This window comes from Pseudoduganella sp. RAF19 (genome assembly GCF_052114165.1).
In the GTDB taxonomy this organism is placed as follows: Bacteria; Pseudomonadota; Gammaproteobacteria; order Burkholderiales; family Burkholderiaceae_D; genus Rugamonas.
Window position 1 is genome coordinate 184,519 of the sequence record NZ_JBFREF010000010.1, and the last position, 15,135, is coordinate 199,653.

19 protein-coding genes and 1 other RNA gene are annotated in these 15,135 nt (G+C 60.3%); 14 read left to right on the top strand and 6 right to left on the bottom strand.

Going from position 1 to position 15,135, the window contains the following annotated elements; all coding sequences use genetic code 11:
• Positions 1-27: 27 nt before the first annotated feature.
• The 4 genes from AB4Z19_RS25550 to AB4Z19_RS25565 all read left to right on the top strand — a co-directional run bounded on the left by AB4Z19_RS25550 (position 28) and on the right by AB4Z19_RS25565 (position 3,329).
• Positions 28-726 carry a DUF899 family protein gene (locus AB4Z19_RS25550; protein WP_442022287.1) on the top strand — a complete coding sequence of 233 codons (699 nt, stop codon included), beginning with the start codon at positions 28-30 and terminating at the stop codon, positions 724-726.
• A gap of 118 nt (positions 727-844) precedes the next feature.
• On the top strand, positions 845-1,540 hold the full coding sequence (gene ubiG, locus AB4Z19_RS25555) for a bifunctional 2-polyprenyl-6-hydroxyphenol methylase/3-demethylubiquinol 3-O-methyltransferase UbiG (RefSeq protein WP_442022289.1): 696 nt from the start codon (positions 845-847) through the stop codon (positions 1,538-1,540).
• A gap of 3 nt (positions 1,541-1,543) precedes the next feature.
• Positions 1,544-2,236: an HAD family hydrolase gene (locus AB4Z19_RS25560; RefSeq protein WP_442022291.1), complete on the top strand. Its 693-nt coding sequence runs from the start codon at positions 1,544-1,546 to the stop codon at positions 2,234-2,236.
• A gap of 121 nt (positions 2,237-2,357) precedes the next feature.
• Positions 2,358-3,329 (top strand): hypothetical protein, encoded by a 972-nt coding sequence (locus AB4Z19_RS25565; RefSeq protein ID WP_442022293.1) that lies wholly within the window; start codon positions 2,358-2,360, stop codon positions 3,327-3,329.
• Positions 3,330-3,339: 10 nt separating this feature from the next.
• On the opposite strand, the gene AB4Z19_RS25570 is transcribed toward AB4Z19_RS25565, so the two are convergent.
• Together AB4Z19_RS25570 and AB4Z19_RS25575 are read right to left on the bottom strand one after the other, a co-directional pair.
• The gene (locus AB4Z19_RS25570) at positions 3,340-3,747 is read right to left on the bottom strand and encodes an STY0301 family protein (protein WP_442022295.1); all 408 of its coding nucleotides are present in this window, start codon (positions 3,745-3,747) and stop codon (positions 3,340-3,342) included.
• Positions 3,748-3,771: 24 nt separating this feature from the next.
• Positions 3,772-4,158, bottom strand: coding sequence for a BPSL0067 family protein (locus AB4Z19_RS25575; protein ID WP_442022297.1), 387 nt, complete (start codon positions 4,156-4,158; stop codon positions 3,772-3,774).
• Between the two features lie 137 nt (positions 4,159-4,295).
• Between AB4Z19_RS25575 and ssrA the strand changes: the two genes are divergently transcribed.
• The 3 genes from ssrA to AB4Z19_RS25590 all read left to right on the top strand — a co-directional run bounded on the left by ssrA (position 4,296) and on the right by AB4Z19_RS25590 (position 6,921).
• Positions 4,296-4,654, top strand: a transfer-messenger RNA (tmRNA) gene (gene ssrA, locus AB4Z19_RS25580).
• Between the two features lie 381 nt (positions 4,655-5,035).
• Complete coding sequence (locus AB4Z19_RS25585; protein ID WP_442022299.1) at positions 5,036-5,392, top strand: hypothetical protein; 357 nt, start codon at positions 5,036-5,038, stop codon at positions 5,390-5,392.
• Positions 5,393-5,784: 392 nt separating this feature from the next.
• On the top strand, positions 5,785-6,921 hold the full coding sequence (locus tag AB4Z19_RS25590) for a TIGR03118 family protein (RefSeq protein ID WP_442036474.1): 1,137 nt from the start codon (positions 5,785-5,787) through the stop codon (positions 6,919-6,921).
• Positions 6,922-6,974: 53 nt separating this feature from the next.
• Here AB4Z19_RS25590 and AB4Z19_RS25595 read toward each other — a convergent pair whose 3' ends face one another.
• Positions 6,975-7,205: a hypothetical protein gene (locus tag AB4Z19_RS25595; protein WP_442022303.1), complete on the bottom strand. Its 231-nt coding sequence runs from the start codon at positions 7,203-7,205 to the stop codon at positions 6,975-6,977.
• A 55-nt stretch (positions 7,206-7,260) separates the two neighbouring features.
• Between AB4Z19_RS25595 and AB4Z19_RS25600 the strand changes: the two genes are divergently transcribed.
• The 4 genes from AB4Z19_RS25600 to AB4Z19_RS25615 all read left to right on the top strand — a co-directional run bounded on the left by AB4Z19_RS25600 (position 7,261) and on the right by AB4Z19_RS25615 (position 10,908).
• Positions 7,261-7,953 (top strand): alpha/beta fold hydrolase, encoded by a 693-nt coding sequence (locus AB4Z19_RS25600; protein WP_442022305.1) that lies wholly within the window; start codon positions 7,261-7,263, stop codon positions 7,951-7,953.
• 161 nt (positions 7,954-8,114) lie between these two features.
• Positions 8,115-10,085 (top strand): thiamine pyrophosphate-dependent enzyme, encoded by a 1,971-nt coding sequence (locus AB4Z19_RS25605; RefSeq protein ID WP_442036476.1) that lies wholly within the window; start codon positions 8,115-8,117, stop codon positions 10,083-10,085.
• A gap of 10 nt (positions 10,086-10,095) precedes the next feature.
• Complete coding sequence (locus AB4Z19_RS25610) at positions 10,096-10,581, top strand: hypothetical protein (RefSeq protein ID WP_442026677.1); 486 nt, start codon at positions 10,096-10,098, stop codon at positions 10,579-10,581.
• A gap of 3 nt (positions 10,582-10,584) precedes the next feature.
• A complete protein-coding gene (locus tag AB4Z19_RS25615; RefSeq protein WP_442026676.1) occupies positions 10,585-10,908 on the top strand; it encodes a hypothetical protein in 324 nt (107 codons plus the stop codon).
• 17 nt (positions 10,909-10,925) lie between these two features.
• Here the strand turns inward: AB4Z19_RS25615 and AB4Z19_RS25620 are convergent, their stop codons facing one another.
• On the bottom strand, positions 10,926-11,279 hold the full coding sequence (locus AB4Z19_RS25620; RefSeq protein WP_442026675.1) for a nuclear transport factor 2 family protein: 354 nt from the start codon (positions 11,277-11,279) through the stop codon (positions 10,926-10,928).
• A 15-nt stretch (positions 11,280-11,294) separates the two neighbouring features.
• The gene (locus AB4Z19_RS25625) at positions 11,295-12,056 is read right to left on the bottom strand and encodes an SDR family oxidoreductase (RefSeq protein WP_442026674.1); all 762 of its coding nucleotides are present in this window, start codon (positions 12,054-12,056) and stop codon (positions 11,295-11,297) included.
• A 127-nt stretch (positions 12,057-12,183) separates the two neighbouring features.
• Here AB4Z19_RS25625 and AB4Z19_RS25630 point away from each other — a divergent pair, with 127 nt between their 5' ends.
• The 3 genes from AB4Z19_RS25630 (at position 12,184) to AB4Z19_RS25640 (ending at position 14,391) form a co-directional block, all read left to right on the top strand.
• Positions 12,184-13,095, top strand: a complete 912-nt coding sequence (locus AB4Z19_RS25630) for a LysR substrate-binding domain-containing protein (RefSeq protein ID WP_442026672.1) — start codon at positions 12,184-12,186, stop codon at positions 13,093-13,095.
• 90 nt (positions 13,096-13,185) lie between these two features.
• Positions 13,186-13,893 (top strand): DNA-binding protein, encoded by a 708-nt coding sequence (locus tag AB4Z19_RS25635; protein WP_442026671.1) that lies wholly within the window; start codon positions 13,186-13,188, stop codon positions 13,891-13,893.
• A gap of 90 nt (positions 13,894-13,983) precedes the next feature.
• Positions 13,984-14,391, top strand: coding sequence for an ACT domain-containing protein (locus tag AB4Z19_RS25640; protein WP_442026670.1), 408 nt, complete (start codon positions 13,984-13,986; stop codon positions 14,389-14,391).
• Positions 14,392-14,450: 59 nt separating this feature from the next.
• Here AB4Z19_RS25640 and AB4Z19_RS25645 read toward each other — a convergent pair whose 3' ends face one another.
• Positions 14,451-15,134 (bottom strand): PEP-CTERM sorting domain-containing protein, encoded by a 684-nt coding sequence (locus AB4Z19_RS25645; RefSeq protein WP_442036478.1) that lies wholly within the window; start codon positions 15,132-15,134, stop codon positions 14,451-14,453.
• Position 15,135 lies beyond the last annotated feature (1 nt).

A 15,135-nucleotide genomic window follows, 5' to 3' on the forward strand; every position in this document is an offset into this window, starting at 1 on the left:
GGCATCTCAAGACAAGGAGATGCCACCATGCCTACACTGACACCAGCAGCCGAACTCGCCGCAGCCAATAGCCATCCTTATCCAAACGACAGCGCCGACTACCGCGCCGCCCGCACTGCCCTGCTGGCGGAGGAAATCGAACTGCGCCGCCACATCGAGCGCGTGGCAGAACAACGCCGCAAGCTGCCGATGGGCGGCGAAGCACGCAATTACACCTTCCTCGATGAAAACGGTAAAACTCTCACTTTGGCCGATATGTTCGGGCGGCACGACACCCTGCTCACCTACTTCTGGATGTTCGGCCCGCAGCGGGAACGGCCCTGCCCCATGTGCACATCCTTCCTCGGAGGCCTGGACGTCCCGTCCGCCGACCTGACGCAGCGCATGGCGCTGGCCATCATTGGCCGCTCCCCGGTCGCCCGCCAGTTGGCCTTCGCGCGCGAGCGCGGCTGGCGCAACTTGACGTTCTACCAATGCGTCGGCGACGACTTTCCGCGCGACTACCGCGGCATCGCCCCGGATGGCAGCGAGTGGGCAGCGATGGATGTTTGGGTCAAACGCGACGGCAAAGTGCTGCATTTCTGGGGTGGCGGCGAAATGGGCGGCACACAGGACCCCGGCCAGGACCCGCGCGGCGCGCCTGATCCGACGATCTTATGGCCCCTGCTCGACCTCATCCCCGCCGGCCGCGGCACCGACTGGTACCCCAAGTTGTCTTACACCTAAGCGCATGCAGGCGGCGGATCAATGATCCGCCCTACGCCCCGGCGCACTGTTGCAGGGCGGGTCATCGATCCGCCGTGCGTGCTTGGGACAGCGCAAATGTCCTGCTATGATGCGCCCTATGAACGCCGATCCATTAGAACTGCAAAAATTCAGTGAGCTGGCCCACCACTGGTGGGACCCCACGTCCGAATTCAAACCACTGCACGAGATCAATCCGCTGCGCCTGGAGTGGATTAACGCGCGTGCCCCGCTGGCGGGCAAGAACGTGATCGACATCGGCTGCGGTGGCGGCATCCTGTCCGAATCCATGGCGCGCAAAGGCGGCAAGGTAACGGGCATCGACCTGTCCGAAAAAGCGCTAAAGGTGGCCGATCTGCATAGCCTGGAATCCGGCGTGCAAGTGCGCTATAAGCTGATCGCCGCCGAAGACATGGCCGCTGCCGAGGAAGGCCAGTTCGACGTGGTCACCTGCATGGAAATGCTGGAACACGTGCCCGATCCGGGCGCCATCGTGCGCGCCGCCGCCAGGCTGGTGAAGCCGGGTGGCAAAGTGTTCTTCTCCACCCTGAACCGCAATCCCAAGGCCTACCTGTTCGCCGTGATCGGCGCCGAGTACCTGCTGCGCATGCTCCCCAAGGGCACGCACGATTACGAAAAATTCATCACCCCAGCCGAGCTGTCGCAATACATCCGCAGCGCCGGCCTGCAGGTCGATGCCATGAAAGGCCTGGGCTACAACCCGCTGACCAAGGTCTACTCGCTGAACGACGACACCAGCGTCAACTACATGGTGGCGTGCACTCGCACTGAATAAAGCATGAACCTGACATCCGTCCCGCGCGCCATCCTGTTCGATCTGGATGGCACCCTCGCCGACACGGCGCCAGACCTGGCTGCCGCGATCAATCTGCTGCGCACCGTGCGCGGGCTGGAACCGACGCCGTATGAGCTGCTGCGTCCCGAAGCATCGGCGGGCGCGCGCGGCATGATTGGCGTGTCCTTCGGCCTTAAGCCGACGGATGACGGCTTCGAGGAACTGAAACAGGGCTTCTTCAACAACTACGAAGCCGCGATGGCCGTGCACAGCACCCTGTTCGACGGAGTTGCCGAACTGCTGGCAGGCATTGTGGATGCTGGCCTGTGCTGGGGCATCGTCACCAACAAGCCGGCCCGTTTCACCGATCCGCTGGTGCCGCAGATCGGCCTGGGACTGGCCGGCTGCATCATCTCCGGCGACACCACGCCTTACGCCAAACCGCACCCTGCTCCGCTGCTGGAAGCGGCCACCCGTCTCGGCATCGCGCCGCAGGACTGCTGGTACGTGGGTGACGATCTGCGCGACATCCAGGCTGGCCAGGCTGCCGGAATGGCAACTGTCGCCTGTCAATGGGGCTACTGCGGCACCATCGAACCGGCCAGCTGGGGCGCCGACCATTTGCTGGCAACGCCCGCAGATTTGCTGGCGTTGATACGCGCGACTGTACCATCTCCGACACCATTAGCCGCCTAAAGTTTGCGATTTCGCAAGACTATACAATTTTAGTATTGCCCCTCGGCAACCGGCAGGCGTACCATAAGAAGAACGTTTCTTAACTACAAGAAGAAAACCGACTCTTATTCGGAGACCCTGCATGACCGGCGATGAACCAAGCGAGCTAGCACTTCCCCCACGCGCAACAGCACCACAGCGCTGGGAAGCCACGGTCGCCGAAGCCAACTTTTACTGGTACGACTTGCTGGTGAACGACCCGCAAGTGCCTGATTTCCGTGATCCGATCGGCCGCTACCAGCGCCGCATGCAGTTCGCGCTCGACGCGACGATGGAAAAGCGACTGCTGTTCTTCCTGGTCGGCCGCGAGCGCCTGCGCTTCGACGTCAAGAAAGGCACGAGCTGGGGCTTCTTCGGCCTGAAACTGTCGGTGCCTGTCCTGATCGGCAAGGACGAGCGCAAGCAGAGCTTCAACATCGAACTCAAGCCGCCGTTCGAAGCCACTTTCAAGAAACCGCTGGTCACGCTGAACGACAAATACCTGTCCCTGAACTGGGGTTCACTGACCGAAGTGTTCTCGGTGCACGACCTGGTCCAGCAATTCGACACCGGCCTCTCCTTCCCCAGCAAAGTGCTGATGATTGGCCAGACGCGCGACCCGGCCGCCAAGCTGGCCAAGGGCCGCCACATGGCCATCAACCGCGTCTGCGAAGAGGTGGAAACCGAACTCGACTGCTTCCTGCTGATCAAGCGCATGAACGTGGCGGTTGAGACGACGGCCACCGACATGTCCGAAGAGGCCTCGCAGCGCACCCACGTGGACGTGCTGGAAGCCGTCCTGATCCGCTACTTCGAAGGCGAAAAGCCGCGCGGCCGTAGCGTAATCGACACCAGCACCCGCACCGAGCGCCTGAAAACGCTGGTCGATACCTATCAACTGGAAAACCTGGTCATCGACCTCGGCTTCAAGGACGCCGACGACTTCCACGACCTGATGTCCGCGGAAGTCCCCAAATCCCGCCGCCACCTGCTCGACTGCGCCTTTGCCGACGGCGAAATTTCCATCGCCACCCTGCCGGAAAAATCCCGCCCGCTGGTCGAGCTGGAGCACTGAAACAGCAGGGCTAAGGCTTGCAGCGTATTTGAATGTCGTGCTGCCCGACGTATTGCCCCTTGCGGTAGACGAAGGTACACGACTTCACCGACTCGGGCAGTCTCATCCCCAGGCTGACCTGATCGCCCTCCCCGTACATACAGGCCAGCCATTTACCGTTGGGGAATTGCCCGTCCAGCTCATAGGTGCGCGACCACTCTCGCTTGGCGCTGCGCTCTGTAAAATCAGCCAACTCTCCCAACTGCTCGGGTGGTCCATTCGTTGGCGCCGCGGAGTGCAAGTACAAGGGCGCGCCAACGTATACCTTCCATTCCGGCGCGACGTCCGTTAAGTGAATCGACTTTTCCGGAATTGACGCTGGGCACTCAAACACCTGTGCACTCGTTGTCCCCACGGCAGCGCATGCCAGCGCCAGCATTAGAACGCCTCGAATTTTCATCACTCACTCGATGACAAAGAACGCGTCGGCGTTGTCACTCGGGTGCCTGAAGTTGCCATTCTTGTCCTTGCCTAGCGACGAAATATGGAGCATCGAAATCTTCGTCTTGCCTTCAGCCTTCCATTGATCGACAACATAGATTCCGCCAAGACCCTGCCTCACGTACAGCGCGGCATGATTGCCGTGCGAACGGTTGGCATATCGTCCCTTCACGAAGGTAGCGATTGCGGTGCCGGTCTTCAGCTGCTCGTTGCCGAGCACCGCTTCGCCCTGGCGCCATCTGGAGGTTACTGGCGCTCCCGCATATTCCTGAACCAGAGCCACGCACTGGCGAGTCCCCACGACCGGCTTACCCTTCAGTTCCGCTGCTTTCGAGTAGACATAGGCCATGATCGAGCTCCGGTATCTGCATATAGGAACTCGACTTTAGGACTGCTCAGTTTGCGGCAATTTGCCAAGCCGCAAAGTTCAAGCACTCTGCGGCCGTCGACTTGATGGAAATCATGTAGAATAGAGCTTCCTTCTGTGGGGACGACCTGGTTTCGACGTGGGTTGCAAAGCAGAACAGGGCATACCGAGGGCTGGTTACCTCGTAAATACACCCAGAAACAAACTAACTGCAAACGATTCTTCGTACGCACTGGCTGCTTAATGCACCAGCTCAACAACACCTCGTCCTTAGGGTGTGGCCGCAAGGCCGGTTGAGTCATTTATAAGGACTCGGACTACGAGGGGTCACTTCGAGTAGTCCTAAATCTAAGGTGAATCGCCCGTCCAAAGCGTGCTCGTCCGCGTTGTACGGGTTAAATTAATTGGCAGAGCTAAGTATGTAGAACTGTCTGTAGAGTGCTTGCGGACGCGGGTTCGATTCCCGCCGTCTCCACCACCGAACAAAAAATTAGGGCTCCAAGCGCAAGCTTGGGGCCTTAATTTTTTGTTCGGCAGCGCAGAGTTGGCGGAATCAAATCCGCGGCCGGCACGGGCGCGGGGCGAGGCGGGGAATTCGGCTCGCATGCGAGCCGCCCGCGAAGCGACTTGCGCTTGCAAGCGCAAGGCTCTCCGATTCGCCCATTCTCGAAATCGCGTCGCGATTTCGCGCCGCGTCAGCGGCTCACGGCAAGCTCAGCCGCAGTAACTTGCAGATCCCTGTCGTCTTCCACCAACACGATCCCCGCTCATTGAAATCCTCAATCGCTACAGCAAAGCAGGCGTGGTAAGGTAAGGGACACACCTGATAAGTCGCCGGGCCAATCGCAGCCAGGCGAAAATGGAGACAGTCGTGCTTTTAAATCTTCAGGAACGCCGTATGTGCGTTGGTCTGGCAGGTGTCATTGATGACGCCCTCGATTTGGCCGAGGAATGTGGATGGCGCTACGCAATCGCCTACCTCATTAGCGAAAGAGTTCCCTCGCCAATCATTCAACGGCTCCTTTCGGGAAATGGTCGCGTTCGGCGCACCGCCGAAACGAGCCGCGAAGAATCTCCTTCGTGGCATGGGTCCAACGCCGATGAGATGAACCGTTTGTTCGACTGGTTGCAGCAGCGCAGGTCGGGCCAGACATGCCGTCAGAACAGCACGCCGCTCGCTTCGCGCGCAAGCGAACAATACGACGAAATCTGCTGACGCCGCCCGGCATTTCTACCGGGGCTCTTTCCTTCGATCGCCGGAGCGCTTTAGCGGCAGCTGGAATTCGCGCGTCTCGTGAATGGGCCTGGAAAAGATTGACGTGATCAGGTTTGCGGGTAGCCCTGCACTCCAGGCAGTGCGGTAGGCAAAGTCGTCGCCAAACGCGGCTCTGGCTGATATGGCGACTGCCACTTTTGAAGCCGTCAAGTCATCATTACGTCTCACAACACTGTTCATTCACTGCCCCTGCGCTAAGTCCTTGGAGAAGCCTAACGTCTCCCAGCGCAGATTGGCGCACGGATTCATTCCATTCGACGACGTCGCAAATTCAATTGAACCTTTCAAGCGTGACGTGGAATAAACCTCCACCACCATCGAAAGGAACAGCCATGAATCTCCGACCCTTGCTCGCCGAAAAGTTTGCGACTGGCATCGCGGCCATTATCGTGGGCGCGGTGTTAGTGGCTTGCGGTGGCAGCGACAACAATATGTCGCCGACGCCGATGCTTACTCCGACACCGACTCCAACGCCAACGCCAACGCCCACCGTACTGTCGAACTTCAAGACCACTAGCCTGGTGGCCGACACTGCCGCGGCTGGCGCGGCACACACCGATCCCAAGCTCGTCAATGCCTGGGGCATCGCCTTCAATCCAACAGGTTTTGTGTGGGTGGCCAATAACGGCACCGCCAGCTCAACGCTGTATGACGGCAACGGCGTGCCGCAAACGCTGATTGTCACGACACCTGACGATCCGACCGGCATCGTCTTCAACAGTACGCAAGACTTCAAGATCACCCAGAACGGTGTGACCGCGGCCAGCCCATTTGTCTTTGCGACGGAAGGCGGCATGATCGCGGCGTGGTCGCCAACGGTGAATCGCACCGCCACTGTTACCGTGTACGACGGCAGCTCGGCCAGCAAAGTGTACAAAGGCATTGCCATGGCAAGCTATCTTGGCCTGAACTACCTGTATGCGGCGGACTTCCACAACAACGCGATCAGCGTCTTCGATAGCAACTTCGCTCCGGCCGTGCTGCCGGGCCAGTTTAAGGACCCCAACCTGCCGGCTGGCTATGCACCGTTCAACATTCAGGCAATTGGTGGCCGCCTTTACGTGACATTCGCAAAGCGTCCTGCCACGGGTGATGATGAGGTGCACGGGGCTGGTTTAGGTGTTGTCAGCGTATTCGACACGAGCGGTAATTTTGTGATGGAGCTGACGACAGGCGGTGCGCTGAATGCGCCATGGGGTTTGGCAATGGCGCCTGCCAACTTCGGCGGGGCCAGCAATATGCTCCTCGTGGGGAACTTCGGCGATGGCAAGATCAACGCCTACAATCCGACTACTGGCGCGTTTGCCGGGACGCTGGCTAAGTCGGACGGCACACCCATTGTGATTGATGGCTTGTGGGGTATCGCGTTTGGTCCTGGCGTGAACAGCCAGCCGACTAATACTCTCTTCTTTACGGCTGGCCCTGGCGATGAAGCCCACGGGCAGTATGGCCGCATCGATATGCAGTAGGCACCATTACACGGCGCGTCTCCGAGCTTGAACCAGGAGCGCGCCGGCGGCGATTATTCTGCGTCAAATTCAGCGGCGGCTTTGGCTGACCACAGCGCCTGGTTGTAAGTAGGGAATGGGATGTCGTATTTGTCGACGCTGCCGTCTTCGGCGATGAAGTAGGTCCACCAGCCTGCGGGGTCAGGCACGATCGCGATGTCTTTCGGCTTGCAATGCTCCATGAGATCGTCGCCCTGTTCGAGGGTGACAATGCGCGTTTTGCGGTGACTGATCAGCGTGGCCATGCACGCATTGTATGCCAATTCCTAACCTTGTCTCATCATTTAAAATACTGATGAGATGACTGCCCTAATACTTCTACCCGGAATGGATGGGACCGGCACTTTGTTTGCCGATCTCGTGTCGGTGTTACCGCCGGATTTGCGGCCGGTGGTAGTGGCATATCAAGTACACCGTCCGCTCAACTATGCGGAGCTAACGCAATTTGTCAGCGCGCAGTTGCCGAGCAACGAACCTTACATACTGCTCGGCGAATCGTTTTCTGGGCCGGTCGCCATTAGCCTTGCGGCCAAGCGGCCTGGCGGGCTAGCCGGCCTCGTTCTGTGCGCTACGTTCGCCAAAAACCCACGGCCTGAATTAGCGCCACTGCGCCCACTGCTGGGTATTCTGCCTTTTCCATCGTGGTTGCTGTCCTTAGTTGCTCCATTCCTACTGTCCTCGAATCGTGATAAACGATTGATGCGAGAGCTGCGTAACGCTGCCGCATGCGTCGATGCACGCGTATGGCGCGCACGTTTACGGGCGGTGTTAGATGTTGATGTATCCACTGAGCTTAGGAGTATTGAGGTCCCGATTTTATATTTGCAGGCAGCGGATGACCGGCTCGTGCCTTCTTCGGCTGCACGGTTCATCGCAGATCAAGTACCGTCGGTGGAAGTTCTTCAGATTGACGGTCCGCACTTACTTTTGCAGACGCAGCCGCGTGCATCAGCGGCCGCAATCAGCGCCTTTATGCGTCAAATCCCCGCCTGACAGTAAGGGCATTTTGCCCATCAGTACGGGGAATTACGTACATTCATTTATGGTACTCATTGACTATACTCAAGTATTAGTGACAGGAAATCTGACCTGCCTAAAATACAGAAAGCTCGTTGCGCTGACGGGCTTCAAGGACAACGTACGAGGATGAGACCATGAACGAGACAGATCCAAAAAACACCCCTCCCAGCGCCGGCGAGCCTGCCGACCACCGCGTACCATCGCGACGCAACTTCCTGAAAGCTTCCGGCCTGTTGGCTGCAACCGCGGCATCGGCAGGCGTTGTGTCGCAAGCTGCTGCGGCGGTGAAGGACTCCGAAGGCAAGCCCCTGCCGCTGCCTGACGCTTTCGGCATCGCGGCCAAGACGCCTGGTGAAATGCCCAAGCTGCCGATGAACGGCGCTACGCTGTTCGCCAAGGCCTGCCAGTCTGAAGGCCTGGCTGCGTTGTTCTGCTGCCCAGGTAACTACACGGTGACCCACGCGCTGGCGGCTATCGGCATCCCGACTTATACGGGCCGCGACGAGCGTTCCATGTCCCACGCGGCGGACGCGTTCACGCGCGTGACGGGCGAAGTATCCGCAACTTCCGGTACCGAAGGTCCGGGCTTTACCAACCTGATTTCCGGCCTGGCCAACGCCAAGGCTGCGCGTACGCCTGTACTGTTCATGTCGTCGAACAAGAGCGTGCGTGAAGAGGACACCGAGGCTGCGATCCAGCTGATGGAGCAGCAGTCCGTCACTGCGCACCTGGTCAAGTGGCAGAAGCGCCTGGTGAACGCGCGCCGCAATCACGAATACGCGGCCTACGCCTTCCGCCAGCTGAAGACCGGCATCCCAAGCCCGGTGCACCTGGACTTCGCCGCTGAAGCAGCCGACGGCAAGATCACCAAACCAGGCGACATCGCCTACAACTTCGACAAGAGCCTGTACCGCACCGACGCCAAGCCGAATCCATCGCCAACCCACGTAGCCAAGGCAATCGCCCTGCTGCAACAGGCGAAGCGCCCGATCATCGTGTCGAGCACCGGCGTGTTCTACTCCAAGGCCTGGGACGCCCTGCGCCAGTTCGCCGAGAAGACTCAGATCCCGGTGGTGGAGTCGGGCGCCATGCGCGGCCAGTTCCCGGACGATCACCCGCTGTCCGCCACCACCGGTCCAGATGCGCTGGCCAGCGCCGACGTGGTCATGCTGGTCGGCCAATACTGCATGCCGAACGTTGGCGAATATGCCTTCGGTCCTGATGCACGCTATATCCGCATCGACCCGGCGGCAGAAGACATTGGCCGCAACCTGCCGATCGAAGTGGGTATCGTCAGCGATGAGAAAGCCGCACTGGAAGTGCTGACGCGCGAAGCGCCAGCCATGAAGCATGACGAATGGCTGGCCGAAATCGACAAGGCCCGCAAGAAGTTCGAAGCGGAAAACGAAGAGATGTACAAGCAGGTGCTGGCCTACAAGGACGCCGTGCACCCAGCCGTCATCGCGAAAGAGCTGTCCGACTTCCTCTACAAAGGCAACATCCCGAAAGAGCAGACCCTGGTCGGTTCCGGTGGCTTCGGCGTGGCGCGCTACACCCGCCGCTGGCTGCGCGCGTATCGTCCTGCGCAGATCATGAACGGCCAGTACCAGTTCGGCACCGTTGGCGCGGACGTGGGTTATGCCGTGGGCGCCGGCGTGGCGGTCAAGGAAGGCATTGGCGCACAGGCCAAGTACAAAGGCCATCCGACCATCACCATCATGGGCGACGCTTCCTTCGGCTACTCCGGCATGGAAGTGGAGACGCTGGCCAAGTTCCGCATCCCGGCCATCATCATCGTCTACAACAACAATGCCTGGGGCACCTGGTATCTGCAGGACGACGAACCGAAAGTGCTGCCGATGCACCTGTTCCAGGAAAAGATCCGCTACGACAAAATGGCGGAAGCACTGGGCGGCCACGGCATGTACATCACCAAGCCGGAAGAGTTCACGCCTGCATTGAAGAAGGCGTACAAGCTGGCTTCCGAAACCAGCATGCCGGTGGTGCTGAACGTGCAGGGCAAGCGCGAGTTCTGGCAGCGCGAGAAATATCCACCGGGCTTCCTGGGCAAAGTGGAACCTGGCGTGACTTCGTACTACCACTAAGGCGCAGTGCATGGACGACCTTTTCACCGTCGATGCGCCACCAGCGATTGGCGCGGTCCTGCGGGACTACGCCAGCCGCGGCGTGTTCCAGGACTTCCGCGTGGAGCCGCGCAAGAACGGCGTGGACTTCCACTTCGGCTGGCTGTACGGCCAGCCTTTCACGCTGGGCTGCGAGCCCAAGGCGCGGCGCCTGTCGCTGGTTGATCTGCTGCCCAATGTCGAAGCCAATTCGATGATGCACAAGGAGATCAAGGCCTGGCTCAAAGGCCGCGCCGACGCTGACGTGCCGGAACACCGCCGCGTCGATCCTGCCCGCGCACACGCTGCCGTGCGCCTGCGCGGCGGCACGCTGTCGCTGGCGCTGGAAGCGGAGCGCGACGACGATTACGAATACTGCACCCGCAAGATCATCAACCTCACTCACGAGTTCTTCCTGTTCATGAACGAATACTGGGCAGACTATATGTCGGAGAACTTCCAGATGAATATGGAGTAGACCATGAAACGGACCAAATACATCCTCGCTGCCCTGCTGGCATTAGGTACGGCGCAATTCAGCCATACGGTCTTCAGCGCCGAGCAAACGCCTGCGGCGCCAGCGGAAACGGGCGATCCATCGCCCTTCCCTCCTGGCCCGAATGCGATGCTGGTAAAGGAAACCTGCTCGAAGTGCCATTCGCCGAACGTAGTGGTCACGCAGACTTTCAACGAAAAGACGGCACGCAAGATTTATCAGAAGATGCTGGGCGAAAGCCCGGATACTGAGCGCGGCAAGAAAATCGTGGAGTACCTGTACACGGTACTGGGCGAGAAGTCCGAGTAACTTCCCGCCCTGCCCGCTCAATCAAGGAAGACATACAGCGCGGCGATCTTGCCGTCGCGCGTAGTGATCACATCCACGCCGGTGTATTCCGGCTCTCCTCCCCGCGGGCCGGATGCCCAGGCCAGCCGGCCCGCGTTGTGCAGCGACTGCGGTTCACCGATCCCGGTGTACGCGAAATGCGGGTGCGTTGCGCGCAAATCTCCTGCAAATTTATCGAGCGCTTCGCGTCCAACGATGACGCCCGGCGGCACATACAGTTCGCAATCTTCCGTAAAGAGCTCGTTGATTGCCGCGCGCCGGCGCGTTGCGTCGCCCTCGCCAAACACTTCCTGCAGATTACGGTGCAGCAGCTCGTGAATATGGTCAGCCATGAGCATTCTCCCTGATCAGATTTGCGCCACGCCGCCATCAACGAACAGTTCTGCGCCGTTGACGAAGCTGGATTCGGACGACGCCAGGAACACCACGGCCTTGCCCACTTCTTCCGGTTCACCCAGGCGTCCCACGGGAACTTGCGAAGCCAGGTAATCCAGCAGTCCCGCTTGCGCTTCCTTGCTTTCACCGGCCAGTTCGGCCAGGCCGGTGGTGCGGATCGGACCAGGGCTCACCACGTTGATGCGGATGCCGCGGTCTTTCAGATCCAGCAGCCAGCTGCGGGCGAAGTTGCGCACTGCCGCTTTCGACGCGCTGTAGACGCTGAACGCTGCCGTGCCTTTCGCGCCGGCCGTGGAGCCGGTCAGGATGATCGAGGCGCCTTGCGTCAGCAGCGGCAAGGCTTTCTGCACGGTGAACACCACGCCTTTGACGTTGCGGTCGAAGGTGTCGTCGAAGTGCTCTTCGCTGATCTGGCCCATCGGCGCCATGGTACCGCCGCCGGCGTTGACGTGCACCACGTCCAGACGGCCGGCAGCCTCTTTGATTTGCGCGAAGAGCTGGTCCAGCTCATCCAGTTTGGTGACATCGCTGCGGATGCCAACTGCGCCATTGCCGATGGCCTTCACGGCCGCATCGAGTTCGGCCGGGCGGCGGCCGGTGATGAACACGGTCGCGCCTTCGCTGGCGAGTGCCTGCGCCGAAGCCAGGCCGATGCCGCTGGTGCCACCGGTAACCAGTGCTACTTTGCCTTCGAGACGATTGGATTTAGACATGACAAGCTCCTTAATTGAAAAGTTTTTGGTTTAAGTTGTTGCTCAGTGGTTCCCATCTTATTGAGACAACGATCCCCTGCATATCTCCTGTTTTGCAATGAATCATTGCTTCCAATAGAATGATCGAATGGACCAAATCTCAGACCTGAATGACCTCCGCCTGTTCTCCGAAGTGGTTGAGCGCGGCAGCTTTACCGCCGCCGCCCGCGCTCTGGGCTTGCAGACCTCAAAACTGAGCCGCCGCGTTCGCGCGCTGGAGGAGGAACTTGGGGTCCGCCTGCTGAATCGCACCAGCCGCCGTCTGTCGCTGACCGAAACCGGACGGCAGTTCCAGCAGCATTGCCTGGCGCTGGTGGCGGAAGCCAGGGCCGCCAAGGAAATCGTGGATCAGACCCGCACGGAACCTCAGGGCACAGTGCGCATCAGTTGTCCCGTTGGATTGCTGAATTCGGGCGTCGCCGAGATCATTGCGCGCTATCTGGCCGATCACCCGCAGGTGCAGGTGCTGGTCGATGCGACCAATCGCCGCGCCGATGTGATCGAGGAAGGGCTGGATTTTGCGATCCGCGTGCGCCAACCGCCGCTTGAAGATACCGATCTCGCGGTCCGCCAGCTGGGGCTATCGACCTTGATTCTGGTCGCCAGTCCAACTTTGATAAAACGGCATGCCGCACCGGCATCGATCGACTCCTTGAAGGAGTGGCCAACAATCGCCAATTCCAACGCGAGCGAAAAATACACCTGGCATCTGGTCGATGAGCAGGGACAGGTCGTCTTGCTGCAACACCGGCCACGCCTGGCGACTGACGATATGACCAGTCTGCGGAAGGCTGCGACGCTGGGCCTGGGCGTGGCCATGCTGCCGCGGGATCTGGTGGAGGAGGAATTGCGGACCGGCCGGCTGCAGCGCGTGCTGCCGAACTTGTCATCCAGAACAGCGCTTGTTCATGCGATATTCCCGACGCGGCGAGGCATGGTGCCGGCCGTGCGACAATTGCTGGATGCACTCGTTGCGGGATTTGCTCAAATGTCGCCCTAAGTTCACGGGAGTGCTGGTTCGATATTGCCCGGCGCCAGCCAACTTGGGTATGATGTTGATCTCTGGAAACAACATCCCACCTCGCCTCTTATGAAAACGGTCACATTCGAAGACGTGACAGCCGCGGCCTCCACGCTGCAAAGCAACGGTCAAGCAGTCTCCATCGAAGCAGTTCACGAAGCACTGGGCGGCGGCTCGGTCGGTGCCATCACCAAACATCTTCAGGCCTGGCGCGCCAGCAACGTGAAACCCGTTGAGCCTCCGAAGGCCGTCCTGCCGGACGCGCTGCTGGCCGAGTTGGGCCGTTGGGCGCAGCAGTATGCCGAACAAGCCGGCGGCTCCGCGCGCGACGCACTGGCGCAGTCGGAAGACGATATGGACGCCTTGCTGAAGGCTGGCGAAGAACTCGAATCCGAACGCGACGAGCTGCAAGGCCAGGTCGCCACCGCCAGGGCCGAGCGCGAAGAACTCGACGAACAGATCACGCGCCTGCAGGCCGAGCTGCGCAACGCGCGCCAGGTCGCCGCTGACGCCCTGGTCGGCAAAGCCAAAGACCAGCTGGCGATCGAAGGCAAGGACGCGCAAATCGCCGACCTGCGCAACCAGCTGGAGCGCTACGTCGCCACCGCCGCCAACGATTCCGACGCCCGCCTCGCCGCGCAAATGGAACTGGTCGGCGCCATCACCGCCCGCGACACCCTCGCCTCTGAGCTCCAGGAAGCCCGCGCCCAGCTCGAAAACGCCCGCACCGAACGCACTTCTTTGCGCGCCGAAGTCGAGCGCCTCCGTGCCAAGTAACGTCCTCCTTCTTGAGGGCGATAAGCTGTCATCGGGCTACGCTCAAGCAAGTGATATGCTTGCATGATCGTTTCCAGTTGGAGCTCCGCCATGCACGCAGCCAGCAGCTTGACGCCGAAAATGAATCTCTCGCTTGGCAAGTCCACGCTTGCGGTGGCGCGGCTGGCTGTGGACGCGGATATTCCGCAGTGGGCGCTGGGCAAGATGGAGTTCTGTTCCATTTCGCGTACGCAGGATGAGCTGTCCATCGTCTGCGACGAGAACGCCGTCCCCGCAGGCATGAAGGCGGAGATGGGCTGGCGGGCGTTGAAAATTGATGGGCCGCTGGACTTTGGATTAACCGGCATCCTGGCCTCGGTCGCCACGCCGCTGGCGAAAGCGGGCATCAGTATTTTCGTCGTCTCGACCTTCGATACCGATTACGTTCTAGTGAAGCAGGACCGCGTTGCCGCCGCCGCAGTGGCCTTGCGAGGCGCCGGCCACACCGTCCGTACATGACGGTTGCCGGCATGGGCCAAACGAAAACTGGCGCAGCGCCGACCGCTGCGTGAAGGCGGCTACGTCTTCGTCCCCCGCCGCCTGTAGCAAACCAGCGTCAGCCCGGACAGCATCAGCATCCACGCGCCCGGCTCCGGCACAGACGGCGGTTGAGAGTGGAAGCTGATGTCGGGATTTTGCAAGGCGACCATAGCGGAATCCGCCGGGTCGTCTATATCGGTCAGGAAGTAGGCATCCACATGAACGTGGGCGCTACGGCCGGAGCCCACGGCAAAGCGGCCGATCAAGCCGACATCCAGCCCGCCGCCATCGTCCTCCGTGAAGTCCCGATACGAGACTTTTTCGTACTGCTGTTCAGGAGGCATCGGGTCCACCAGCATCTGCGCCGATAGGAAGTTAGTTCCCTTGCCGGAGCGCGAACCGATTGCGCCGCTGTTAAACCATGGCCCCCACACCGTGTAGCCTTCAACCGGCTGCATATCGAAATCCAGAGTGTAGGTGCGTGTCATGTGCGTGGTCCCGGCCTGGACCAAACGCGTGGCATCGGTGACGTTAGTGAGCCTCAGGGCGCCACCGTCCGGGCCGCCGTAGAAGATGGTCATCTCATTGGCGAAGGGCACGCCGTCGATCGTTTGCCGGAAGTTCGTCAAGCTGAACCCCGTGAACTCAATTGTCGATACATCGGCGCGCGCTGCGCCGCAGAACACTGCCAACCACCATCCCAACACCAGAAATCGCCTCATG